At 66.1% G+C, this 24,295-nt stretch carries 25 protein-coding genes; 9 read left to right on the forward strand and 16 right to left on the reverse strand.

All coding sequences use genetic code 11. The features are described 5' to 3' along the window. Window positions 1–253 precede the first annotated feature (253 nt). From OE647_RS18145 to OE647_RS18165, 5 genes are all read left to right on the forward strand, one after another. A complete protein-coding gene (locus OE647_RS18145; RefSeq protein ID WP_263723208.1) occupies window positions 254–466 on the forward strand; it encodes a transposase in 213 nt (70 codons plus the stop codon). A gap of 715 nt (window positions 467–1,181) precedes the next feature. Then, window positions 1,182–1,718, forward strand: coding sequence for a hypothetical protein (locus tag OE647_RS18150; RefSeq protein WP_263723175.1), 537 nt, complete (start codon window positions 1,182–1,184; stop codon window positions 1,716–1,718). Beyond that, a complete protein-coding gene (locus OE647_RS18155; RefSeq protein WP_263723176.1) occupies window positions 1,718–3,070 on the forward strand; it encodes a GAF domain-containing protein in 1,353 nt (450 codons plus the stop codon). Before OE647_RS18150 ends, OE647_RS18155 begins: the two co-directional genes overlap by 1 nt. A 205-nt stretch (window positions 3,071–3,275) precedes the next feature. Beyond that, window positions 3,276–4,634 carry an FAD-binding oxidoreductase gene (locus OE647_RS18160; protein ID WP_263723177.1) on the forward strand — a complete coding sequence of 453 codons (1,359 nt, stop codon included), beginning with the start codon at window positions 3,276–3,278 and terminating at the stop codon, window positions 4,632–4,634. 49 nt (window positions 4,635–4,683) lie between these two features. Beyond that, window positions 4,684–5,187 carry a c-type cytochrome gene (locus OE647_RS18165; protein ID WP_263723178.1) on the forward strand — a complete coding sequence of 168 codons (504 nt, stop codon included), beginning with the start codon at window positions 4,684–4,686 and terminating at the stop codon, window positions 5,185–5,187. 237 nt (window positions 5,188–5,424) lie between these two features. Here the strand turns inward: OE647_RS18165 and OE647_RS18170 are convergent, their stop codons facing one another. Further along, the gene (locus OE647_RS18170; protein ID WP_263723179.1) at window positions 5,425–6,381 is read right to left on the reverse strand and encodes an AraC family transcriptional regulator; all 957 of its coding nucleotides are present in this window, start codon (window positions 6,379–6,381) and stop codon (window positions 5,425–5,427) included. 215 nt (window positions 6,382–6,596) lie between these two features. Between OE647_RS18170 and OE647_RS18175 the strand changes: the two genes are divergently transcribed. From OE647_RS18175 to OE647_RS18185, 3 genes are all read left to right on the forward strand, one after another. Next, window positions 6,597–7,082, forward strand: a complete 486-nt coding sequence (locus OE647_RS18175; RefSeq protein ID WP_263723180.1) for a YHS domain-containing (seleno)protein — start codon at window positions 6,597–6,599, stop codon at window positions 7,080–7,082. Window positions 7,083–7,145: 63 nt separating this feature from the next. Then, the gene (locus OE647_RS18180; RefSeq protein ID WP_263723181.1) at window positions 7,146–7,832 is read left to right on the forward strand and encodes a glutathione S-transferase family protein; all 687 of its coding nucleotides are present in this window, start codon (window positions 7,146–7,148) and stop codon (window positions 7,830–7,832) included. A 20-nt stretch (window positions 7,833–7,852) separates the two neighbouring features. Next, window positions 7,853–8,449, forward strand: a complete 597-nt coding sequence (locus OE647_RS18185) for a GNAT family N-acetyltransferase (protein ID WP_263723182.1) — start codon at window positions 7,853–7,855, stop codon at window positions 8,447–8,449. Window positions 8,450–8,630: 181 nt separating this feature from the next. Here the strand turns inward: OE647_RS18185 and OE647_RS18190 are convergent, their stop codons facing one another. The 3 genes from OE647_RS18190 to OE647_RS18200 all read right to left on the reverse strand — a co-directional run bounded on the left by OE647_RS18190 (window position 8,631) and on the right by OE647_RS18200 (window position 13,617). Next, window positions 8,631–11,042 (reverse strand): FAD-dependent oxidoreductase, encoded by a 2,412-nt coding sequence (locus tag OE647_RS18190; RefSeq protein ID WP_263723183.1) that lies wholly within the window; start codon window positions 11,040–11,042, stop codon window positions 8,631–8,633. A 24-nt stretch (window positions 11,043–11,066) separates the two neighbouring features. Beyond that, window positions 11,067–12,620 (reverse strand): trimethylamine methyltransferase family protein, encoded by a 1,554-nt coding sequence (locus OE647_RS18195; RefSeq protein WP_263723184.1) that lies wholly within the window; start codon window positions 12,618–12,620, stop codon window positions 11,067–11,069. Window positions 12,621–12,711: 91 nt separating this feature from the next. Further along, the gene (locus OE647_RS18200) at window positions 12,712–13,617 is read right to left on the reverse strand and encodes a LysR substrate-binding domain-containing protein (RefSeq protein ID WP_263723185.1); all 906 of its coding nucleotides are present in this window, start codon (window positions 13,615–13,617) and stop codon (window positions 12,712–12,714) included. A gap of 191 nt (window positions 13,618–13,808) precedes the next feature. Between OE647_RS18200 and OE647_RS18205 the strand changes: the two genes are divergently transcribed. After that, window positions 13,809–14,639, forward strand: coding sequence for a cation transporter (locus tag OE647_RS18205; RefSeq protein WP_263723186.1), 831 nt, complete (start codon window positions 13,809–13,811; stop codon window positions 14,637–14,639). Between the two features lie 72 nt (window positions 14,640–14,711). Here OE647_RS18205 and OE647_RS18210 read toward each other — a convergent pair whose 3' ends face one another. The 12 genes from OE647_RS18210 to OE647_RS18265 form a co-directional block, all read right to left on the reverse strand. Beyond that, entirely contained in the window at window positions 14,712–15,557 is an 846-nt protein-coding gene (locus tag OE647_RS18210; RefSeq protein WP_263723187.1) for a DMT family transporter, read from the reverse strand. 21 nt (window positions 15,558–15,578) lie between these two features. After that, complete coding sequence (locus OE647_RS18215; protein ID WP_263723188.1) at window positions 15,579–15,728, reverse strand: hypothetical protein; 150 nt, start codon at window positions 15,726–15,728, stop codon at window positions 15,579–15,581. 12 nt (window positions 15,729–15,740) lie between these two features. Beyond that, window positions 15,741–16,379, reverse strand: coding sequence for a DsbA family oxidoreductase (locus OE647_RS18220; RefSeq protein ID WP_263723189.1), 639 nt, complete (start codon window positions 16,377–16,379; stop codon window positions 15,741–15,743). Further along, window positions 16,379–17,002, reverse strand: a complete 624-nt coding sequence (wrbA, locus tag OE647_RS18225; RefSeq protein WP_263723190.1) for an NAD(P)H:quinone oxidoreductase — start codon at window positions 17,000–17,002, stop codon at window positions 16,379–16,381. Before wrbA ends, OE647_RS18220 begins: the two co-directional genes overlap by 1 nt. A gap of 106 nt (window positions 17,003–17,108) precedes the next feature. Next, complete coding sequence (locus OE647_RS18230; protein WP_263723191.1) at window positions 17,109–17,996, reverse strand: LysR family transcriptional regulator; 888 nt, start codon at window positions 17,994–17,996, stop codon at window positions 17,109–17,111. Window positions 17,997–18,252: 256 nt separating this feature from the next. Then, window positions 18,253–19,746, reverse strand: coding sequence for a multicopper oxidase family protein (locus OE647_RS18235; RefSeq protein WP_263723192.1), 1,494 nt, complete (start codon window positions 19,744–19,746; stop codon window positions 18,253–18,255). A gap of 68 nt (window positions 19,747–19,814) precedes the next feature. Beyond that, on the reverse strand, window positions 19,815–20,153 hold the full coding sequence (locus OE647_RS18240; protein ID WP_263723193.1) for a hypothetical protein: 339 nt from the start codon (window positions 20,151–20,153) through the stop codon (window positions 19,815–19,817). 170 nt (window positions 20,154–20,323) lie between these two features. After that, window positions 20,324–20,524 (reverse strand): heavy-metal-associated domain-containing protein, encoded by a 201-nt coding sequence (locus OE647_RS18245; protein WP_263723194.1) that lies wholly within the window; start codon window positions 20,522–20,524, stop codon window positions 20,324–20,326. A gap of 305 nt (window positions 20,525–20,829) precedes the next feature. Then, entirely contained in the window at window positions 20,830–21,504 is a 675-nt protein-coding gene (locus tag OE647_RS18250) for an ankyrin repeat domain-containing protein (protein ID WP_263723195.1), read from the reverse strand. Window positions 21,505–21,573: 69 nt separating this feature from the next. Continuing rightward, window positions 21,574–22,056: a GlcG/HbpS family heme-binding protein gene (locus tag OE647_RS18255; RefSeq protein ID WP_263723196.1), complete on the reverse strand. Its 483-nt coding sequence runs from the start codon at window positions 22,054–22,056 to the stop codon at window positions 21,574–21,576. Between the two features lie 90 nt (window positions 22,057–22,146). Further along, the gene (locus OE647_RS18260; protein WP_263723197.1) at window positions 22,147–22,755 is read right to left on the reverse strand and encodes a response regulator transcription factor; all 609 of its coding nucleotides are present in this window, start codon (window positions 22,753–22,755) and stop codon (window positions 22,147–22,149) included. Continuing rightward, the gene (locus tag OE647_RS18265) at window positions 22,752–24,254 is read right to left on the reverse strand and encodes a sensor histidine kinase (RefSeq protein WP_263723198.1); all 1,503 of its coding nucleotides are present in this window, start codon (window positions 24,252–24,254) and stop codon (window positions 22,752–22,754) included. Before OE647_RS18265 ends, OE647_RS18260 begins: the two co-directional genes overlap by 4 nt. Between the last annotated feature and the right edge of the window lie 41 nt (window positions 24,255–24,295).

Below are 24,295 nucleotides of genomic sequence, written 5' to 3' on the forward strand. Positions count from 1 at the left end.
CGCAATCGCCCGTCCCGCTGCGCGAGATGAAAGCTCCGCGCGACGGGCGATTGCTCAACCCGCGCCAATAGGCGTAAATAACCACCGGGCTCCGGTCGTGGCTGGATGAAAGACCAGTGGCAGGTCATGCGCCACCGGGGCTTCCACATCAGCCAGGAGACCATGCGGTTCAGGCGGGACCGCCTCGGCCCGATGTTCGTTGCCAAGATCATGCGCGACAGGCCGAACGCCTGCGGGCCGGACCCAATTGAGCTTGCACCTGAACGGGATCTTCGTGACGATCAACGGCGAGCGGCACTACCTGTCGCTCTCCGTCGACCACGAGGGCGAGGTACTCGAACGCCTCGTGTCCACGGCGCGAGATCGGAAGGTCGCGTTGAAATTTCTCAAGAAATCGCTGTGGCGCTGTGATTGCGCCGCCTTGCGCGAGCGTGGGATACGGGATCGGCAACGAACCGGCCGCTAGGGTGAACAACCGGGCGGAAAACACGCATCAGCCGCTCCAAAGGCGGGAATGGCTGAAGCTGCGGTTCCGGCAGATGCGAAGTCTTCAGACGTTCGCCGCCGTCCACGCCTCGGTCCACAACCCCGTCAGCCAGGATCGCTTGCTCGCCTCCCGCACTGTCTTAAAGCTGAACTGCAATCTGCTGCACCGCGTCCCGCTTGAACTCGTCGCTGTAGTTGCTTGTCCCCATCTCGGCCTCCTTGCCTCAACGTGAGGGGGCAAAGCGTCTATAAATCTAGGGGCACCTCAGAGACCGCTCATGCACTAACAATCAAACTCGACCAATCAGGTAAGGCTGCTCATCTCCTTGGGCGATGCCCTTGAAGAAGGCTCGGGGTCGCATCCTGAGTCAAACTGGTTACACGGAAAGGCTTTCGCCCGGATCCGTGGCGGCGTGGAAAAGCGGTGAGAGGGCGTCGAACGGGATCGGCCTACTTTTTCGGCCCCTCGGGCAAGCCCCGCCCTGCCACCGATTGGAACTGCGCGCACCTGTCGCCGAAAGACCCAGAATGTGGGCGCGCATGCCAGCCCGACAAAGAGAGGTCGTGCTTCCGCCAAATGCCGAAGGGACAATTGCGCGTGAATGCCGATCCTGACAGAGTGGATCATCGCGCAACTCGAGGCTGGTTTCCCAAAGGAGTGCCCAGGTGATTGCTTCATCCTGTTTAGAAGCCGGATGGACGAAATGACGGGCTCGACCGATGGATCGATCGTCGGAAAACGGGCGGCGGGCGAAGCCGCGATCGCAGGCCTGCCGCGCGAACTGATCGCCCTTGCCCAAGGGGGCAGCGGTGTTGCCATCGCTGCATGCGGCAACGATGGCCGACCGGTCCTGGGGCTCGGTGTCGGGTGCCGCGTGATCGGAGAGCACCGCTTCCGCGTCATCCTTGGCCGCCGCGCCAATGAGGTCCTGCTCTCTGCCCTGAAGGATGGGAACATGGTCGCCGTGACCTTCACCGCGACCCGCGACCACACCTCCTTCCAGGTGAAATCCTCCGTTGCCAGCCTGCGCGACTGCTGTTCTGACGACTTTCCCGAAGTCGACAGACAGAACGCCTTGTTCCAGGACGGGCTGGTCGAGATCGGCTACTCCCGCCGGCAGGCGGCTGGTTACAGTTCCTACGATCACGACGATCTCGTCGCGCTCGAATTCGTCCCCGAGCAGGTGTTCACCCAGACGCCCGGCCCCGGCGCAGGTGCGGAGATTTCGTGATGCCCGAACTCTGCGTAGACGGGCTGCGGCGCGCGCTGGAGGGCGTGATGGCCTCGGTACTGGCGACCTGCGGCCCGGACGGGGTCCCGAACGTGTCGATGATCAGCCAGGTCCATTACGTCGATCCCGGACGGGTCGCACTCTCTTACCAGTTCTTCAACAAGACGCGCCGCAACGTCATGGCGACGCGCACCGCGAGTGTCCTGGTGACCGATCCCGAAACGCTCCGCCACTACCGGCTCGAACTCGCCTACGAGGAGACGCAGTCCAGCGGCCCACTCTTCGAAGGCATGAAGGCCAAGCTCGCGGGCATCGCCTCCCATCACGGGGTGGCAGATGTCTTCCGGCTTCTTGGCGCCGACATCTACCGGGTCCGCTCCATCGAACCCCTTCCCGGCCCCGCGTTGCCGCCCACTTCCGAGGGCCCCTCCCTTCTGGCCGCGACCCGGCGCGCATGTGCCCGCCTCGACATCGCCAATGACCTGGAGGAGCTTTTCGACGCCGCGACATCGGCGCTGGAAACCGAATTCGGGATCAGGTGGTCGATGGTGCTGATGACCGGGGGGGACGAAGACACCCTCTACACCGTCGCCTCGCGCGGGTATCCCACCAGCGGCGTGGGCGCCGAGGTGGCGCTTGGCGAAGGGGTCATCGGCGTGGCTGCGCGCGAAATCGCGCCGATCCGGATCGGCCACATGACGCGGGAATACCGCTATGGCGCCGCGATCAGCGACCTTGCGCGCCGCAGCGGCGTGGTGTTCGAGCCACCCCGGCTGATCCCGTTTCCCGGCCTCGCCGCACCGCGCAGCCAGATCGCGCTGCCGATCACCGAATGCGGTGCTCTTGCCGGCGTCTTGTTCGCCGAAGCCGACGAGATCAACAGTTTCGGCTATGAGGAGGAAGACGCGCTGGCGCTCATGGCGGGGCATCTTGGTGCACGGATGGCGCTCTTGCGTCAGGAGGCGCAGGAGATCGAGGTCGAAGCCGCCCCGGTTCCGAAGCCGGCCGACACCCAGATCGTGGTCAGATACTTCCCGGTCGACCAGAGCGTCTTCCTGGGGGCTGACTACCTCATCAAGGGGGTCGCGGGCGCGATCCTCTGGCGGCTCCTGCGGGAGCACGCCGCGACCGGGCGGACCGAGTTCACCACCCGCGAGCTTCGGCTCGATACGACGCTAAGGCTGCCGACGCATTCGGAGAACCTCGACGCCCGGCTGATCCTGCTTCGCAAGCGCCTGGACGAGCGCGGCGCACGCCTGAGGATTGAGAAGGCCGGCCGTGGCCGGTTCAGACTGGTCACGACCTGTGGCGTCCGGCTTGACGAACAGGGCGGCGCCGAGGCGGCGATTTAGCAATCTCTTAGCATTTGTGAGTATTCCGCGAAGGAACACTTAGCATGCGCCCGCAGCACGGCCGGGCTATCTGACTGTCACCCCGGGGACAACCGGCGCGACATTCGGAACCACGCCTGAGCCCCCGCTTACATACCAAGGCAGGACAACCCCAACCCGCCGATCGCGGCCGGGCGGATGTCCCTTTGCACAGAAGGTTAGAAAGATGGCTCACGACATCCTGAAGGCCCGCATCCGCGGCACCGTCATCACCCGGTTCGACCCCAACCATGCCGCCGCCAGCGACGAGCTGGTCTGGAACGGGCGGAAACCCGAACGCCGGGCGCAACTGATCGTGCGGGCAGCCAATGTCCGCGATGTGCAGGAGGCGGTCCGCTACGCCTCCGAACACGGCCTGACGGTCTCGGCGCGCGGCGGCGGTCACCAGTTCACCGGTATTGCTGCCCGCGCCGACATGGTGATCGACCTCGGCGCCCTCGACAGCTTGAGGATCGATGTGGAGGCGCGCACCGCCGAACTCGGTCCGGCTGTCACGAACATCCGGCTGGCCTCGGCGCTTGAGCGGCATGTGCTGGGCTTTCCCACCGGACATTGCGGCGATGTCACGGTGAGCGGCTACCTGCTCGGCGGTGGCGTTGGTTGGAACTCCAGCGCCTGGGGCATCGCCTGTTTCTCGGTGTTCGAACTCGATGTCGTCATGGCCGACGGGCAGCTTCTGACGGTGAATCAAGACAGTCATCCCGAGATCTTCTGGGCAGCGCGCGGCGCGGGCCCCGCGTTCTTCGGCATCGTGACGGCGTTCCGGGTCCATCTCTACGAAGGGCCGAAGGCTGCGAACTCGCTGGTCAGGGTCTATCCTGCCAGCGCGGCGGAGGTCGTCGCAGATTGGGCCGAACGCGCGGTGGCGCGATCCCCCGCCCATGTCGAATTCACCGTCAAGATCGACCAGACCCCGGATGGGGCGATCCTGGCCGCAATCGCCAACATCTTCGCAGTCGATCCGGCCGATGCCGAGGCGATCGGGGTCGATCTTTGGCATGACGCGCCCGCCGGGACGTTGGAGCTTGCAGGGCCGATGCCGACCCCGATCCCGTCGCTCTACGCGATGACGGCGGCGTCCACCCCCACCGGCAGCCGCTACGGTGTGGACGCTCTCTGGTCCGAGGGGAGTTTTTCTGAAGCGCTGTCGGCAAGCCTGCTTGCCATCCAAAGCGCGCCGTCGCCACAAAGCTTCGGCTTGGTCTCCCTGCGCTCGAACGCTGAACCCCTGCCCGATACCGCAGCCTTTTCCGTGACGGGCCGGGTCTTTTCGATCCTTTACGGGATCTGGGCGGAGGCTGAGCAGGATGAGCTAAACCTCACCTGGCTGCGGGAGGCCGTCGCGCGGTTCCGGAGCTTCGCCACCGGCACCTATGTCGGGGAAGCTGACCTTGACCGACCGGGACCGTCCATCCCGACCCTGTCTGACCCATCCGCAGCGCGCCTTGCCGAGCTTTCCCGCCGTTACGATCCACATGCGCGCTTCGCGTCTGCCTCGCTCACCCTGCACCGATCGGCCGCTTGAGGCTTGATCGCCCCCAAACCATAGACCCGTTTGCAAGGAACACACGAAGATGACTAAACGACCCCATCACATCCTTCTTCCCCTGCTGCTTGGCGCCCTGCCGTTACCTGCCCTTGCCGACGCAAGCGCTGGTGCGATCGAGCGCGGCGCGTATCTCGCGCAGATCATGGATTGCGCGGGCTGCCACATGCCCCGAGGCGCCGATGGCGCACCGATGCCCGAACTTGGGCTTTCCGGCGGCAGCGTGGGGTTCGAGATCCCGGGCCTCGGCATCTTCTGGCCGCCGAACCTGACGCCGGCTGTCACCGGGCTCGGCGGCTGGAGCGACGAGGAGATCGCCGCCGCGATCCGCACTGGGGTCACACCGGACGGGCGCATCCTCGCCCCGGCGATGCCATGGGCGGCCTATGCCGCGTTGTCCGATGACGACGTCATCGCGATGATCGCCTATCTGCGCGCCCTTTCCCCGTTGGAAACGCCGCGCCTTGGGCCGGTGGCGACCGCTGAAGCGGCCCCTGCCCCATTCTACCGCGTAACGTTCCCGGCGCCCTGACACCAGGGTGTGCATCTCTGGCTGTCGGCCTGCTGGGGCCGACAGCCCCAACTGACCCCGAAAAGGACCAAACCGCAATGCCCTGGTTCCGCCGCTTCTCAAGCCTGACGAACGCCGCTCAGATTTCACCCCGCAGGCCGGGGGATCTGGGCGCGCACCTCCTCAGGGACATCGGACTCGACCCCCCGTTCGGTACATGTCGCAACGACGCAGATCGCCTGCAAGCATCGCCGTCCCTCAGACGGCTTTCTGCCACGCCTTTTCTGAAAGGCGAAAAGATGCAGGCGATGCCCCGATCTCCTTCTTGAAGACCCGGCTGAAGGCCGATTCCGAGGCATAGCCAGAGATCTCCGCGGCCTCCGCCACCGACAATCCGCGGGCCGACAACGCTTCGCGCGCGATCTGCATACGCCAGGCTGTCACGTAGGCCATCGGGGTCACGCCCAGAAGTGTCGTGAACCGTTCCGCAAAGCCGGTTCGCGAGAGCCCGGCCTCCCGCGCCATGTCGGCCACCGACCAATTCGCGGCAGGCCTCTGGTGGAAGGCTTCCAGCGCCCGGGCCAACTGCGGATCGGCAAAGCCTGCGACGCCCTCGCCGCCAGCGGCCGACTGCTCGATATGGGCGCGGATCGCCTGCGCAAAGATCGCTTCCGACATCTTCAGCGCGATCAGGTCACCGCCCAGGCGCGTGCCGCCGGCTTCGGCACCGATAACCTTCAGCGTGGCCTCAAGCCACGGCCCAGCCTCATCGCCATAACCGCGCAGGTGGATGATGGGCGGCAACCGGTCGAACAGAAGATGCCGGGACCCTTCGGCCAAGGCGAAATGGCCGCAGATGAGCTGCGTGTCGCGCAGTTTGTCTTCGCCGCCCCAAACCAGTGTGCCGTAACCGGGAAACTCGGACCGCGTGAGGACGTCGTCAAGCGGCAGCGCTTCCTCCGGTCCGGTGTGCCGACAGGACAGCACATGCGCGGCGCCATGTGGAATGATGACCAGATCACCCTGCGCCAGCACCACGGGCGCCGCTTGGCCCGCGACGCGCACCAGCGCTTCACCACGGTGCGCGAAGTGGAAACGCGCCACATGCCGAAGGGCAGGCACCCGCACCCCCCAGGGCTCGGTGAAGCTAGTGCGGAAGTAGAGCGTGCCGCGAAACGACAGGCGGGTGAGGATATCGCTTAGGAGGTCCAACATGCGGCCATCTTGCCGTGATTGGCTTCAAGCGTCCAGATGCTTGGACGATCAAGCATGATTGTCGGATTATCCGGCATTCAAACACCGACGGTATTGCGATTAGTTGGCGCAACGCAAAACACCTTCGGCAACAGCCATCCCGACCGCCCAAGGCATTTTGCGTCGCCGGTTCGCATGGATCGGTGCCGATCTCAACTATCCCGAAAGGAACTCTGATGTCTCGCAAACTCACACTGGTCGCCGTCACCGCGCTGAGCGCGCTCTGCGCCGCGGTCCCGGCCCTGGCCGCCGATGAGGCCAATGTCGCCCCCGGCCTCACCTACGGCGGCGCGCCGCTTGGCCTGCATGGGGCCGATCCGGTGGCGCTTCTGGACCAAGGCACCAACACCGAGGGCAACGCCAGCTACGCGGCGGCCCATGAAGGTGTTGCCTATTACTTCGCCTCCGAAGCGAACCTTCGGGCCTTCGAGGCCGACCCCGCGCGTTATGCGCCGCAATACGGCGGCTTCTGCGCCTTCGGCGTGTCGGTCGGCAAGAAGTTCGACGGCGACCCGCGCTTCGCCGCGGTGCTGGAGGACAAGCTCTACGTCTTCCTGAACGAGGATGTCTACAAGGCCTACCTGAAGGATCAGTCCGGGACGATCGCGAATGCCGAGGGCAACTGGACCAGCATTGAGCACACCGCCGCAATCGATCTTTGATCGCTGCGCAGCACCGGGTCGGCCGTCTCCCAGCCGGCCCGGACCTTTTTTACGGAGATGGACATGCCCACCCCCATGACACTCGTCAGCCACGCGCTTTGCCCTTACGTCCAGCGCATCGCCATTGCGCTGGACGAGAAAGGCCTGACCTACGAACGTCGCACCGTGGATCTTTCAAACAAGCCCGCGTGGTTTCTGGAGCTTTCGCCGCTTGGCCGCACGCCGGTCCTCCAGGTGGGCGAGACCGCGCTTTTCGAGTCCTCGGCGATCCTGGAATTTCTTGAGGATACCCAACCCCATCCCTTGCACCCCAGCGACCCAATCGAACGGGCGCTTCACCGCGCCTGGATCGACTTCGGCGCGGAATGCCTGCGCGACATCGCGGCCTTCTACTCGGCCACCGATCACGCCGCGCTCGACATGAAGGCCGCCGCGCTGCACGCACGTTTCCGACTACTGGAGATGCATCTGGGGGCCGGCCGCTGGTTTGGCGGCGATCGGTTCAGCCTTGTCGATGCGGTTTATGCGCCGGTGTTTCGCTATTTCGACAGCTTCGACCGGATCGGAAATTTCGGCGTACTTGACGGCCTGGAACGGGTTCGCGCCTGGCGCGCCAACCTTGCCGACCGTCCCTCTGTCCGCCGAGCCGTCGGACCGGAGTATGACAGCGCGCTGGCGGATTTCCTCACGCGGCGCGGCGGCTTGCTTTCGCGGCTGGCGGAGCAGGCCAGGTTCGCCCAGGCATCGTAGCAACGAAATTTGAACTGCACATGGGACACAAGGCAATTGAACCGCACGCGAGTCATCGGCACCGGCGACGTCCGCATGCCGTCACCTTCGCCAGGCTGACCGAGGTTTCCCCGGATCTGCTCGCCGCCCACATGTCCGATCCGCGCATGGCAGCGCACATGCCGCTCCTGACCGAGCCTTGGGACCGGGGCGTCGCGGAGCGATTCGTCGCCGCCAAGGAAGCTTGCTGGCAGCGCGACGGGCTTGGGCACTGGGCGTTCCTTGCGGACGGCCTCTACGTTGGCTGGGGCGGTTTTCAGAAAGAGGGTGAGGAGTGGGATTTCGGTCTTGTCCTGCGCCCTGCAGCTTTCGGCCTCGGGGCGCTGATCACGCGCCAGGCCCTTGAGTTTGCCCGCGCGGACCCGCGCATTCCCTTCGTGACTTTCCTGTTGCCGCCCTCGCGTCGAAACCTTGGCGCACTCACGCGCCTCGGCGCCCGGTTTGAGGGAGAGGTTGTCGAGGCCGGTGCGGCCTTTCGGAAGTATCGCCTCGAAACGCCATGCACCCGGATTTCGTATCCAAAGGGTGCTGGCGATGCGCCGAGCAGTCGCCGGAGTGGCACCGCAGCGATCCCTTAGGTCGATGTTCCGCAGCCCCGACGACAGCGCGATAGTGCTGGGGGTTTAAGCCCAGCACTGCGTGGTTGCGAAGGCCGGCGCTCGTGGCGATGGGCTGCTTTCTGGACCGGGGCCGATCGAAGAGATCTCCGCGTTCACGGGAATACCCAAGGGCGGGAGCCGCTGGCAGAACCGGTCTCTCTCACGCCTTCTGACGTGCGTTGGCGGCATCCCACGCGGGTTCTTCCAGCACCGTGAAGCGGTGGCGTTCGCCAAGGACGACCACTTCGAGGTCGCCGGAGACCTCGGGGTTCACATAGGCGAAGGCGAGGCTCTTTCCGGTCGCGTGGCCATAGCCGCCAGAGGTGCAGACCCCAACGACCCGGTTGCCCTGCATGACCGCCTCCCCGCCGTAGATATCGCAGTCGGTGGCCGCGACCGCTCCGTAGACCAGCCTTGTCGCGACGCCCTTATGGCGCACCGCCTCTGTTGCCTCGCGCCCGCGGAAGTCGCCCTTTTCGGGCGCGTAGAAGCGGGCGCAGTCAGCCTCGATCAGAGTGATCTCATTGGTCAGTTCCGCACCGTAACCGCGATAGGCTTTCTCCATCCGCAGGCTATTGACCGCGAGCGCACCGAAATCGGCGATGCCATGCGCCACGCCAGAGGTCCAGATCGCATCGTAAAGCCGCGCCAACGCCCCCATCGGTGCGTGGAGTTCCCAGCCCAGTTCGCCCACGTAGGTCACGCGCAGCGCGCGGACCGGCACGCCCGCGATGGTTATCTCCTGCCCGGATAGCCAGCGGAACGCCGCGTTGGACAAATCCGCGTCGGTCAGCGGCGCGAGCACCTCCCGCGCTTTCGGGCCAGCCACGACAATCATCCCAAGGTCGTCGGTCACATTTGCGATGGTCACGTCATCCCCCGCCGCGAAGCGCAGATGGTCAATCGCCTGACGCTCGCTCCCCGCGCCCGAAAGCACGTAGAACCGATCGGGTCCCAGCCGCGTGATCGTCCATTCGCCCTCGACCCGGCCGCCGTCAGACAACACATGGGTCAAGGCGATACCGCCCGGCCGCTTCGGCAGTCGGTTGGCCGTCAGACGGTCGAGAAGCGCCTCGGCGCCCGGGCCGGTCACATCGAACTTCGCAAAGCTTGACAGGTCCATGATGCCGACGCGCTCTCGCACCGCCCGGCATTCGGTCGCCACCAGATCGAAGACGTTGTTGCGCCGGAACTGGAGTTTTTCGACGAAGCCCGCAGGGGCGAAATACTTCGGCCGCTCCCATCCGTGGACCTCGGTGTAGGCGGCGCCCTTGGCCTTCAGCCGCTCATAAAGCGGCGTCACGCGGCTGGGGCGGCCGGCCTGGATCTCGCGTCCCGGCAACGGGGTCTCGAACATGTTGTGATAGTCGTCGAAGCTCTTGGCACGGGTGTAGGCGGCGTCGGCATAGCGGCCGAAGCGGCGTGGATCGACGCTGGCCATGTTGATCTCGGCGTTGCCGTGAACCATCCACTGAGCGAGGTACTTTCCGCACCCTGCGCCCTGGGCGATGCCAATCGAGGAGCCGCAGCATTGCCAGACGTTCGGAACCCCATGGGCCGGTCCGACAAGCGGATTGCCGTCGGGCGTGTGCGGGATTGCGCCGTTGATGACACGCTTGATGCCCGCTTCCGCGAAGATCGGCATCCGTTCCAGCGCCCTTTCGAGCCAGGGCGCAATGCGATCGATATCGCCTTCGAAAAGTTCGTTCTCGCTTTGCCACTCGGGCCAGCCGCCCCGCGCGGCCCAGGCCTCTTTCGCCCCGGTGTGCTCATAGATACCCACCAGGCCCGCCTTCTGCTCCTGCCGATAGTAGCCGGCCGTCACCGGATCGCGCATGACCGGCAGTTCGGTGTCGATGCCCTTGAACGCCGCAAGCGGCTCGGTCACGAGATACTGGTGCTCCATGTTGCTGATGGGCGTGTCGACGCCGAGCCAGGATCCCACTTCGCGCGCGTAGCAGCCGCCAGCGTTGACGACGTGTTCGCAGATGACCTTGCCTTGCTCGGTCACCACCTCGAATTCGCCCGAGGGCAGGCGGTTGATGCCGGTTACCCGATTGCGCCGAATGATCGTCGCGCCCAGTTGCCGCGCGCCTGCCGCCATGGCGTTGCAGGCGCTGGCCGGATCGACATGCCCGTCCATCGTCGTATGCGCCCCGGCGAGGATACCGTCAGTGACAAGCCATGGGTTCAGTTCCTTGATCCGGTCCGGACCGATGATCTCCATCTCGAAGCCGATATTGGCGGCGAACCCGGCGACATGGCGGAACCAGTCGACCTCTTCGGGGGTGGTGGCGAGCCGGATGCCGCCGCAGCCGTGCCAGCCGGTCGGGTGGCCGGTCAGTTTCTCCAGCCGCGGATAGAGCGTGTTGGAATAGTGGTGGATCTTGGCCATGTTGTAGTTGCCGATGAAGGACGGGCACTGCCCGGCCGCATGCCAGGTCGAACCGCTGGTCAGTTCGCCCTTCTCGATCAGCAGCACATCCTTCCAGCCCTCCTCGGCCAGATGATAGGCAAGGCCCACCCCCATCATGCCGCCACCAACGATCACGACCCTTGCATGTGACTGCATGACCAAGCCCTTTCCTTGTCTCGGTTACCAGACGCCGTTGCCGGCGCGCATCCGGGCCGTCGGCAGAACGATATTGTAGGTTTCGCGCAGACGCGCATCGACGCTTTCTGCGATGTGTCCGGGGTAGTGTTCGCTCAGGATCCGGCGCACCCGGTCGCGCGCCACGGCGCGGGCATCGCGGGCGCCGGCCTCCTGCCACTCGCTGATGCTGCGGCGATCGGCGATCTCGGGGTAGACATAATCGGTCTTCATCCGGGCGAAGGTCTGCGGGTGACCGAGGTAGTGGCCAGCACCCATGACCACATCGCGGACCACGTCGAAGTTCAGCGTATCCTCGCTGACCTCGACCCCCTTCACGGTGCGCAGGATCGCGCCCAGAAGGTCGTTGTCGAGCACATAGCTTTCCAGGGTGGTTCCCATCAGGCTGCCCTGCATCCCGGCGCATTCGTGGATCATCGTGGCCCCGGCATGGGCGGCCAGCGAGATCGTGTAGCCCTTCTCACCCCCTGCCTGCACGTCGGGAAGCTTGCTGTCGGTCATGCCCGCGGGGACCGAGTTCGGCAGGTCGTAGAACCCCGCCATCTGCGCGCAGGCCGCCGACAGAAGCGCCTGTTCGCCCGAACCGCCGGACATCGCGCCGGTGCGCAGGTCGGAGACGAAGGGCCAGGCCGCGAAGATGCCCCGGCAATGCGGGTCGACAAGGTTGCACAGGATCAGCCCGGCCAGCACCTCGGCGCAGGCCTGCGCCACCGCGCCTGCGAGGGCCGCCGGGGCGGTCGCCCCCGCCTGCCCGGCGGAAACCAGAAGGATCGGCATTCCCGCAAGAACCGCCGCCTCCAGCGCATCGCAGCTTTCGGTGGCAAATCGCATCGGCGGAACGACATGGCAGCAGACGGCGGTGCAGAACGGCCGCTCGCGAAACTTGCCCTCGCCACCCGCCACCATGTCGAGCATCGGCTGCACGGCGCGCACGCTGTTGCCGTCGGTGTAGCTGACGGCGATCGATTTCGTGGTGCCAGAGAGGCAGGCATAGGTGGTGTTGATGTCGAGGTCTAGAATCGTGTCGGTGTCGCGCGCCACGACTGAGCGGTGATACCAGTGGATGTTGTCCAGCCGGTCCACCAGCCGGGCGATGTCATAGAGGTCGGCGACCGTGCTTTCACGGTACCGGCCGCTGTCGAAGTCCATGATGGTCGGGGCCGCTCCGCCGGTTCCCGTATGGACGCGCCTGCCCCCGATCTCCAGATCGTGGACCGGGTCGAGCCCATGCAGGGTGAACTTGCGCCGGGTGCGGGCGATCACGTCCTCGACCAGCGCGCGTGGGAAGCGAAGGCGGCCGGTCTCGTCAACCCGGCAGCCGGCCTCCACCGCGCGGCGTTCGAGGCTGGGCGTGACCTGCGAGAGGCCAAGGTCCTCAAGCAGACGCAGGACCAGGTCGTGGATGCGCTCCATCTCGGCCTGGGTCAGCGGCATGTAGCGACCGCCGACCATGCCCGGGGTGATCGGCGCGACGCCAAAAGCTGGGGGCACGGCCCCACGCGCGAGGCGCCGCGTTCGGCGAAGAGAGAGATCGGACATGGCGGCCCCCAAAGGACTGTCGACGGCCGAGTTGACTGCGCTTCGGGCGAAGCTTCAAACGATCATTTCGAATGCGACGCATGCGCCTGGATCATGCGTGATCCGGGCACCCAGCGACTTCATCCCTGATCCACGCGAGAAAACTAGCAATCACGGGAAGGTCCGCGTTCGCCTCCAATGCGCCCGCGTAATAGCCATCTTTGGTCTCGAGCGTCCTGTCGACCGGGCAGACCAGCCGCCCGTCGGCCAGCATTTCGTCGGTGATGTAGCTCCAGCCGAGGGCGATCCCGCGGCCAGCCAGGGCCGCCTGGAGGATCATCGGATAGCTGTTCAATCGCACACCGCGCCGCACTGGCTGCCCCGAGACACCCTGCGCCAGAAGCCACACGCGCCAGTCCACGCCGCCCCAGATGTTCCCGCCGCCATCCAGATGCAGAAGCGTCTGGTCGAGCATGTCGGAAGCTGTGCCAAGCTCCGGATGCGTGCGCTGATAGGCGGGGCTGCAGACCGGGTAGACCCGCTCGCCGAACAGAAGGTGCGTCCGCACCCCTTCCCATCGCCCCTCCCCGTAGAAGATCGCCACGTCCACGCCTTCCTGACGCAGGTCTACGCGCTGATCGGTCGCAAGGACCCTGAGGTCGATCTCCGGATGCCGGGCGGCGAACCGTTCCAGTCGCGGCATCAGCCAGAAGTAGGAAAAAGCCACCGATGCGGCGACGGTGATCTGCGGGTTTTCCGCCGCCGCCGTCAGACCGGAGACGCAGGTCTCGATCTCCTGCAATCCCCGCGTCACCGCTTCGTAGAGCCGCTGCCCCTCCGCCGTGGGTTCGATCGCCCTGTGCAGGCGCCGGAACAGGGGCAGGCCCAGCTCATCCTCAAGCGCCTTGATCTGCCGGCTGACGGCGCTTTGCGTCAGGCATAGCTCATTCGCTGCGAGCGTGAAGCTGCGCTGCCGGGCAACGACCTGGAAAGTATTGAGCAACGACAGAGGCGGCATTCGGTGTTTTCTCAATCCGTCCTCCCTGCGCCCAATCCGCGGCGCCGTGACCGGGCCGAATCCCGTCGGCACATCAAAACGCTTCGCTCCGGTCGAGAGAAGATACCGAGACGACGCCTTCGCCAAGCCTTCTGGATCTTTCCGGGATAGATTAGACATCGGAAGATGTCAGGATCACGGAGGCGTCCCCGATGACAGAAGCGATACGATACCGCGTTAGGGGCATGGACTGCGCTTCCTGCGCCGCGAGGATCGAACGTGCCGTTCTGTCCGCAGGTGTCGCTGATGCGATGGTTTCGACCGCGTCCCAGATCCTTTCGCTCCCGGTGCCGGCGAATGACCCACGCATCGCGGCGGTCGAGAAGGCCGTGAACGAGGCCGGGCACCATCTGGACCGCCTCGACGTGGTGGCCGGCGACGACCGGATCCCTAGCCCAGCTTCGCACACGACGCCCGCCTATCGCCGGGCGCTGTGGATCGTGATCCTCCTGAACCTGGGCTATGGCCTCATCGAGATGATCGGCGGGTTCATCGTCGGATCACAGGCCTTGAAGGCAGATGCGCTCGATTTCATCGGGGACGGGCTCATCACGTTCCTCGGCGTGCTCGCCATCGGGTGGAGCTTGCTGTGGCGGGCCCGGTCCGCGTTGGTGCAAGGGCTTTTTCTGGCGGCGCTCGGCCTGGGCGTGACGGCCAACACGCTATGGCGGGTCTTCTCTCAGCAACCGATCGAGGCGGGCTTGATGGGGGCGCTCGCCTTCGTGGCGCTGGCCATCAACATCTCCGCCGCCCTGGTGCTTGTCCCGCACCGCGCCGGAGACTCGAACGTGAAAGCGGTCTGGCTCTTTTCCCGCAACGATGCGATCGGCAATGCCGCGGTTGTGGGGGCGGCGGGACTGGTCGCATGGACCGGCTCCGCATGGCCGGACCTGCTTGTCGCCTTTGCCATCGCCGGGCTTTTTCTTCATTCCGCCTGGATCATCATTCGGGATGCGCGCGGGGACATCGCGACCGCGCGCTAGGTTTGATCGAGACGCCCGGCCAGCACGTCGAACGCTTGCCCCCACAATGGCAGAGCTGGTCTTCCCATGCCGTCATCGGTTCGCACGCTGACCGGCCCAGACCGAGCCCAGGACGACCACGGCCCCCAGAAACTGAAGCGGCGTCAGGGACTGGTCGAGCCAGGCCCAACCGAGGATTACGGCCGTCACCGGGCTCATCATCCCGAGCATGGAGACGGCGCCAGGTTCGAGACGCGCGACGCCTCGGAACCAAAGCACATATGTCGCGGCTGCTCCGATCAGGCCGAGCCACAACAGGCCCACGAGATTTGTGGACGAGAGCGGGGGCAGCGGCGGCTCCGAAACAAGCGCGAACGGCACGAGGATCAATCCGCCGGCGGTCAACTGCCAAGCGGTGAAGCTGAGCGCCGAAACGGGGGGCTGCCACTTCCGGCTCAGCACGGTTCCGGCCGCCATTGACGCGGCGCCACCCAGACCTGCCAAGACGCCGACGGGGTCGAGCCGCGCCTGCGGGCTGATGAGCAGGACTGCGACGCCGAAAGTGCCGGCCGCCGCCGCGACGACCGCGCCCGTCCGGACGGGCGTACCAAGCCAGCCGCGCGCCATGATGATGACGATCATCGCCTGAAGGGATCCAAGCGTCGCCGCAACCCCACCCGGCAATCGGTAGGCCGCGACGAAGAGCAGCACCCAGAAGAGCGCGAAATTGAAGCTGCCCAGCAGAAAGGCGCGACCAAGCCAGGCACGCGGCGGCAGGCAGCGTGTGACGGCGAGCAGCAAAAGCCCAGCCGGCAAGGCGCGCAGAACCGCGAGCGTGACGGGATAGCCGGCCGGCAGCGCCTCGGTCGTGACGAGATAGGTGCTGCCCCAGACTGCCGGGGCGAGTGCGGTCAACAGGACATCGACGGTACGTGACATGGATGAACTCCTGACCCGGTCTTACCAGAGCGGATGAAACCGGCGGGACGCCGTTTCGGGCCAGGGATCGAGGCCGATGTCGCGCATGATGTGGGACGGCAAATCGCGGGGCAGTTCGTGCGGAATGCCCTGGGAACGCCGGAGGTTGCGGCGGAGAAACGGAATGATCATGGACGTATCCTTTCAAGCGGCGGCGCGAAGAGCCGCGTGCATCTGCGCGGCCAGGTCTTCACGCGATCCGTTGACGAGCCGGGTGCCCGTCTCTCGGACGACAAGTGTCGGGATTACGCGGACCTGAAGCGCGCGGGCGAACTTGCGGTCGGCGTGGACGGCTTGGGCGGTGGCGGGGTCATCGAAGACATCGGCAAAGGCTGCGGCTTCGAAGCCGAGATCACGTGCCGCCCGCGACACCGTTGCAGGATCGGCGACGTTGCGGGCCTCGGCTAGATGGGCGCGCTGCAACCTGTCGAACATGTCCCAGTGGGCTGCCTGCCCGCCGATCCGCTCCGCCGCCTTGCAGCCAAGCGCGGCGGTCATCCCGTGGGGGTAGTCGAACCTTGCCGCGCGCATGGCGTCGATGTCGATGCGTTCGGGCTGGTCGCTGGATTCCCGACACTGCGACCAGTGCCCGAGAATGGTTTGACGAGCTTCCTCTGGCCTGCCCCAGCGTTCGGCCATCTCGGCGCGGTCTGCCTGAAGAACGAAGGTGCGGTGGCGGAGGTCGAGGTCGAAATCCTCCGCGAGGCCACGCATCCTCGACGAGATGTTGAAACACCAGCAGCAGACGACATCATGAAAGAAATCGATCGTGAGCGAGGCCATCACGCGGCCTCCGCTTGCAGACTAGCGCCCTTGAGGCGCGCGGCAATGCGCGCCACATGCGCACCCTGAAAACGCGCCCCGGCAAGGTCAGTTTCGGACGGCGCGCGGCCACCATCCGCCCCGGCGATCGTACCCGCGCCATAGGGCGCACCGCCGACAATCTCACTGGCCGTTGTCTGGCCGGCGAACGTATAGGGCATGCCGGCAATCAGCATCCCGAAATGCTGAAGCGGGATCTGGGTGGAGAGCAGCGTCGCCTCATGCCCGCCGTGCTGCGATCCGGTGGAGGCAAAGACGGCCGCGACCTTGCCCACAAGCGCGTTGCGCGCCCAGAGACTGCCGGCCTGGTCGAGGAAGGATTTCATCTGCCCGGCCATCATCCCGAAAAGCGTCGGCGTGCCGAAGATGACCGCATCGTAGGCTTCAAGGTCGGCCGGCGTCGCAACGGGGGTCTCGTCCGCGGCGAAACCTGCTTTGTGCCGGATGCTCTCAGGCACGGTTTCGGGAATGCGGCGCGGGTCAACCTCCGTGCCGGGCACGCTGCGGGCCCCCTCGGCCTCCGCCTGCGCGAGGGCACGGACGTGGCCGTAGCTGGAGTAGTAGAGAACGAGTATGCGGGTCATGGGATCCTCTCGGGCTTCGGGTTTCATTGCCCAGGAAGATCGTGCAAGCGTGCGGCCGGAATAACCGGCCGGCTCTCACTTCATTCTTTACTCCCGTTGAATAATCTCAGGATCGCAGCGCCACGCGAAGATGGTCGAGAAATGCCGTCACCTTCGCATCGATGCCCAGCCGCGAGGCCGTCAGCGCAAAGATTTCCGGCGCGGGAAGCTCCCAGTCGGGCAGCACCCGCACCAGATCGCCCCGCTGTTCGGCATCGTTTGATACGAAGTCCGGCAATGTGCCGATCCCCTGCCCCGCGATCAGGAGATCGCGCAGCACCAGACTGTTACCGACCCGAACCGGCGGATCGAGCGTGACGGTGTGTGGCCCGGCCGGACCCTTCAGGGTCCAGGCGGTCAGGTGATCGGCCAAGAGAAAGCCCACGATCTTGTGGTGTTGGATCTCGTCGGGCGTTTTCGGGGTTCCCGCGCGTCGCAGGTAACTTGGCGCAGCGAAGATCCGCTGGCGCATGGTTCCGACCCGTCGCGCGACCAACGCCGAGTCCGGCATCGCGGGCCGAATGCGGATCGAGACATCGAAACCGCCCTCGACCATGTCCACCACCCGGTCGTCGAGGGAGAGTGTGAGCCGAAGGTCGGGAAAGGCGTCGAGAAAGCCCGGCAGCATCGGCGCGATGACCATCTGCCCGAACGAGCTCGATGCGTTGACCTTTAGGTGACCGCGCACAGCCCCTGCCCCGTCGCGTATCCGGCTTTCCACGAGGCTGACAGCATTCAGGATGCTGCGCGCCTCGTCGTAGTAGAGCCGCCCGGCATCGGTCAGCGACATGGCACGCGTCGTCCGGGTCAGCAGCGTGCAGCCCAGGCTTTCTTCAAGAAGCTTGATCTCGCGGCTCAGAAGCGCGGGTGATACGCCCAGGTCTTCCGCCGCCCTCGCGAAGCTGCCGCGCTCGACGATGCGGCGGAATGCGTGCATGACAGATAGCTTGTCCATACCTGTGGCGCCTCTTTTTCGCTCGCCTCGCGCAATCGGGTCGGTTGAGCGAGCCAGGTTTAGGGTACCCGGGCACCGGCCAAACGGCACGGCGAGCGCCCACTCTCGTGTGAACGCTACAGGGGTTCGCCGGAAGACCCAAGCCGCGCGCTTGGCCAAACTCAGATCGCCGCTGGCACCATTGCGATGGCGCCAGCCAGCGTTGCGGGAGTGTCGGGGCCATCGTGGACTTCACGAGGCCCCAACGACGGGCGCATCAGGCGGCCGCAGTGACCGCGAACTCGGTCATCATGCCGGTTGCCAGATGCGGCATGTGGTGGCAGTGCAGCATCCAGCGCGCGGCCTCGCCCGCGTCGAGCGCGACTGTCACCATCGACATCGGCGGGACATAGACCGTATCGCGCATTGCGCCGGAGAGGCGGCGGCCGTTGATCTCGACCACCTGAAAGACATGCCCGTGCAGATGCATCGGATGCCCCATCATCGACATGTTGTGGAACATCAGTTCCACCCTCTCGCCGGATCGGGCGCGCACCGGGGCGTGATTGCCCCAGGTTTGCCCGTCGATCGTCCAGACATAGGGCTGCATGGACCCGCCGAGCATGAGCATCCGGTTGCGATCGACGGCGCGCGCCGGCAGGCCGCCCCTGGCAACCAGGCGCGCCTCCTGCGCCAGGTCGATGTCGAAGGCCGGGGCCTCCGCATCCGCCAGTGGCTCGATCCGGCGAATATCGGCCCCCTGCGTCGCCAGGATAAGCCCGGTGCGTTCCCGCGCGCCTTCCCGCACCGCAAGGATCGGCCAGGCACCGCCTTCGTTCGGCAGATCGATCTCGATGTCGAGGCGCTGGCCCATCGCCACGCCGAAGCGGTTGCCTGGCAGCGGCTCCACGCCATGCCCGTCCACCGCCACCAGACGCGACGCGGCGGTTCCGGTGTCGATCCAGAACACGGTCGCGGCGGAGGCGTTGATCACACGCAGCCGGACGCGTCCGCCGCGCTCGACGCTCACCACCTCAGGGTCGGCCAGCGTGCGGTCGTTCGCGAGATAGGCATCCCAATCGTAGTCGTTGAGGTCCATCTCCATCGCCATGCCGCCCATCGCCATGCCTGCCATACCAGGTGCCATAGTGGATGGATCAGTAGGCGCGTCGGGTGCCATGCCCTGAGCCCCGTGCCCGCCGTCATGTCCGCCGCCATGGCCACCGCCATGGCCGCCGGTGATCTCTGCCAGAACCTCCTCGGGGTCCTTGAAGGAGAAGTCGTGCAGGAACAGCACCACCTCTTGCCGGTCTTCGGCCGCCTCCTCGGCCGAGCGCACGATCAATGGCGCGGCCAGCAGCCGCATCTCCTGCACGGGGATATGGCTGTGCATCCAGTGCGTGCCCGTCCGCGGAACGAAGTCGTAGTCGCGCGTCTCGCCCGGGGCGAGCGTGGGCATCGGCATGTCGGGCACACCGTCCTGCACATTGGGCGGGATCTGCCCGTGCCAATGCACAATGGTCGGCTGATCGAGCGCGTTCGTCAGCGCCACCCGAAACGGTGCCCCCGGATCCAGGATGAGGCCTTGGCCGCCGTCGGACCGCGCCAAGCCCCAGACACTGGCGGCTCGGCCGTTCACCTCGATGGTCCGGCGCACCGCTGACAGCGCGACGGGCGCGGCGGTCTGGGCCCGCGCAACGGCGGGAAACCGGGAAACCGCGCATGCGGCGCCCCCTGCGGCCAGGAGGCCGCGTCTCGTGAATGTCGTCATCTTCGTCTCCTCGGGCCGCATTGGCCCGGTTGTAATGGGGGGATATGGCCCTTGTGGACCTGGCCTGTTCAGACGAAGACCGCCCTTGGCGGACGTTCGTCCACCTCCGGCACCGTTCCATGCGGCGCGATCCACCGGGCCATCACGAACCCGTCCCAGCGCCAACGCAACCTGAGGGGATGGTCGCGCAGCACCGAAAACTCAACGGTGGCCGCACAGTAGATCTGGCAGGCAACGGCTCCGCCATGGCGCGTGGTCTCTTGCGGGCTGTGCATTCCCATGTGACCGCCCCAGTCCGCTCTGGCATGCCGATCGACGGCATTGGCCGCTACGCCGTGCGACAGCGGTGCCGCGACCAGTGTCGCGAGAAGGAGAATCGACAGGGCAATCGCCAGGAAACGCTGCATGGGACTGAGGATAGAACGGTTTCCGGCACCTCTGCATCAAGTCTTCGTAGGGTGTGCGGGTGGACCGCTCTTGTGCCGCGCGGCCCACGCGATCGTTTTCAGTTTGCCGCATGGTCGGGGCTGTGCCCATCCGTTCTAGTTTGGCGCTCGCCTGGCACCATTTGCCCCCGTCACGCGGCGTCGCGGGTGGCGGGGTAGCCTGCCTCGGCGAGCACCGCCTCGATCTCGGCACGCGCGGCCGAGGTCTCGACCGCGATGGCGCGGTTCTCGGGGTCAGCTTTGACGACAGCGCCCTTGTCGACCGACTGGATCGCCTTCGTCACGCTCCGGGCGCAGCCGAAGCAGGTGAAGTGCGGGATGTGGAATTGCATGTTTGCCTCCCTTGTTTGCTTGGCGAGGCAAGACCTGGGCGCTCCCAGCATTGGAGGGTCAAGAGAGGCGTTCAGATTCTTTTTCTCGCGGGCGGAATCGGCCCTGGCCCTACCGATCCCGCGCATCGGAGAACGCGTGCAAGGCGGGCGCCGCGCTGACCTTCGGGCCGGGGGCAGGTCTCAGGTTGCGGCGACCGTGATAGGGTTCGACACCCGCACGCGAGCGATGATGCGGTGCGCTGAAGCCGTTCCAATGGGGCGTACGGCCGGGCGCGTGTTGTCCCGGAACGCCAGAGCCTGCACCTTTAGTCTAGGCTTTCCAGGCGCTCGACCATCTTCTGGAACCCCCGCGCCCGCGCATGCTGAAGCGGTGACACGCCGTCGCGATCGGCCAGTGTCCGGTCGGCGCCGGCCTCAAGCAAGGCATCTAGAACGGCCAGGTGGTCGGGCCCGCCGTCGCCCAGGACAACCGCCTCCATCACCGCCGTCCAGTGCAGGTTGTTGATGTGATCAAGCGGTGCGCCCGCCGCGATCAGGCGCCGCACCACCTCGACATGACCCAGATGTGCCGCCGCGATCAGCGCGGTGCCCTCATAGGGGCTGGTCGTCAGGCCGGGATCGTTGCCAAGCGCGATGGCCAAGGACATCAGCGCGGGATCGTCCGCAACCGCCGCGATGGTCACCACGTCGTAGGCGCGGCCCTCAAGCGCGTTCATATCGGCCCCGGCCTCGGCAAGCGCCCGCAGCGCCTCGTCCTGCGAGGCGAAGGCCGCGACATGGGCCGGGGTACGCCCCCTGGGATCACGCGCATCGATCTCGGCACCCTCAGACAGAAGCCGCCGGATCGCCTCCACATCGCCTGCATGCGCAGCTTGGAAAAGCCCGTCATAGGCGGCAACCTCGCCCGCGGACGGCGCTGTTTGCGCGTCCGCTGCCGCAGACAGGCTGGCCAGAGCCACGATCAGCGCCAAACGTCTCATGCCGGGAACCTCGCAATCGTGGGGAAACGGAGGCGGACCGCACCGGTGGGGCACGGTCCGCCGAGCGCGTCACTCGGCGCCGATGGCGTCAAGTCCGGCCCGTGCGCAGGCCGCGTCGAGGTCGCCGCCCGGCGCGCCGCCGACACCGATCCCGCCGACGAGCGCGCCACCGATACGGATCGGCAGGCCGCCGGCCTGGATGACCAGACGCGGGTCCATGTCCCGCAGACCCTCATTCTGCGCATTTTCGCCGATGAACTGGGCAAGACCCGCCGTATCGCGGCCCAGAGAGGCAGAGGTGAACGCCTTGCCCTGCGCGCTTCCAACGGTGTGGGGGCCCGAATTGTCGGCCTTCAGGTGCACCTTGGTTGCCCCGTCGCGCGCCACGATCGCGACGCTCACGGCGTAGCCATCCGCCGCACAGGCCTCAAGCGCGGTATTCGCGGCTTTCGCGGCCAGCGTCAGCGGCAGATAGGGGGCGGTCGGAAGTTCTTGCGCGGTTGCGGCCAGGGGTGCGGCCAGGGCGGCCATGAAGACGGTAGCTTTCAGCATGACGGTTCTCCTTCGCTGGTGATGAGGAGAGTCTTACCGGATGCCGAACCATATCCCCATTCGTGGACCGGCCACGGGGCCTCAGTAGTTCTACGGAGTGTCTTCTGCCTCGATCCAGAGACGGGTCATCTCCGCCGGGGATGTGGTGCCCAGCTTGGCGCCGATCGCGGCGCGATGGCTCTCCACCGTTCGGGGAGAGACGGCCAGGGCCGTGGCAATGTCGCGGGTCGCAAAGCCCCGCGCGACAAGCGACAGGACCTCATGTTCGCGGGGCGTCAGGCCGGCGATGAGCGCGCGCGTCTCCTCGCGCTCCGCTTGCTTCGCCGCCGCCTTGCCAAGCGCCGTCTGGCCCTTCTGTATCGCGTCGATCAGGTCCTGTTCGTCGACCGGCTTCGACAGGAAATCAATGGCGCCGTTGCGGAACGCCTTTCGGCAGGCCTCGATATCACCATGGCCGGAGATCACGACCGTCGGCCAGTCCACGCCCGATCCGGCAAGCCTTTCCTGCAGCTTGAGGCCCGAAATCACGGGCATCCGGATATCCAGGATCAGGCAACCGGGTTCCAGCGCCGGCAGGGCTTGCAGGAACTCCTCCGGCCCCGGAAAGGATCGCACGTCGATACCCACGGTCGACAACAGAAGGCAAAGCGCGTCCCGCACCGCCCGGTCGTCATCGACAAGATAGACCGGCGGGCTCATTCCGCGACCGCCTGGCGTGGCTGGCCAAGCGGCAGGCTGACCCGGAAGCGGGCGCCGCCCTTCGTCTCCATCAAGACAAGATCGCCCCCTGCCCGCTCGATCAGCCGCTGACTGAGCGTGAGGCCAAGGCCCGTGCCGTTCTCCCGCGTGGTCACGAAGGGGGTGAATATCCGGTCGCGAACATCGGCTCGGATGCCGGGGCCGGTGTCAGCGACCTCGACCTCGGCGATGCCATTGTCCACCGTCAGGGTTACGCTGACCAGGCGTGCGCCATCAACCTCCCTCACCGCATCGAGCCCGTTCCGGATCAGGTTAAAGAGCACCTGTTCAACCTCAACCCGGTCCACCACGACGGGCACCCGCAAAGCGGGCACGTTAAGCCGCAGATCGGCGTCGGCCGCCCGGGCCTGATCGCTGAGCAGGGTCTTCGCGACCTGAAGGCAATCGCGCAGGTCTATCGGTTCGGGCCGTCTTTGCTGCGGGCGGGTCCAGGTCCTGAGCCGCTCAAGGATGGCCGAGGCGCGCTTGGTCTGGTCGATGACACCCTCCAGGACCGGAGCAAGCTTGTCGGTGTCACCGCGCATCGCGAGCCGCCGCGCGGCCTGGGCCTGGGCTAGGACCGCCGTCAGCGGTTGGGTCAGTTCATGCGCCATGCCGCTGGCCATCTCACCAAGCGCATTGACCCGCGACGCGTGGCTGAGGCGGGATTCGAGCCCACTGAGTTCCGCGCGCCGCTCAGCCTCGCGCATTTGCGCCCTTTGGCGCATGATCGCCCGCAAGCCGAAGACGATGATGGTGATCAGCGCGAGCGCCATCGCAACACTGCCGGGCGGCAGAAGGTCCGCCGGTGTCAAGGTCAGTACCGTCTCAAGCAGAAGCGGCTGGGTATTGCTGGAAAGCGCCCGCGCAAACTGCGGCACGGCAAGACCCGCACCGTCTGCCAACAGCGGGGTGCCGTCCGGCAAGGACAGTCTGCGCGCTGTCTCGGGGCGACCCCAATAGTCTGAATCGCCGTCGAGAAGGGCTGCGGCATCGATCACCAGCGCTAGGCCGTATCGGGGTGCATCGCTGTTGGGGCTGCGCTTGACGATCAGATAGGCCCCGGTGTCCCCGGGCCGTTGAACAAGAACCGGAGCACCGTTCGAGCGCCGGGCGGCATCTCGGATCAGGCCAGCGACATCGTCGCCCGCGACGCCGATCTCCAACACGCCGCGATCCTCGGCCAGCGGGACCAGCAGAACCCCGATCACCCTGGGATAGAACCGTATGACCGCGCCTGCCACCTCACGGAAAAGGTCGGGGCGGCTTTCGGCACCGGCAACCGCGATGGCCGAAAGCGCGGTCAGGTGCGCGTCATGCTGGTCAACACGTTGGGACGCCACGCCATGAAGCCGCGCGCTCTCAGCGGTCAGGGTCGAGAGACGGGACGCGCGCTCGCTCACCCAGATCGCGGCGAGCGCGAGAAGGCAGGCGAACGCCCAACCGATGAACCATGTCATCGGATGCGGCAAAGCCCTTTGCGCTGAAGATCTCGTCTCTG

Source organism: Albidovulum sediminicola, assembly GCF_025751575.1.
GTDB lineage: Bacteria > Pseudomonadota > Alphaproteobacteria > Rhodobacterales > Rhodobacteraceae > Albidovulum > Albidovulum sediminicola.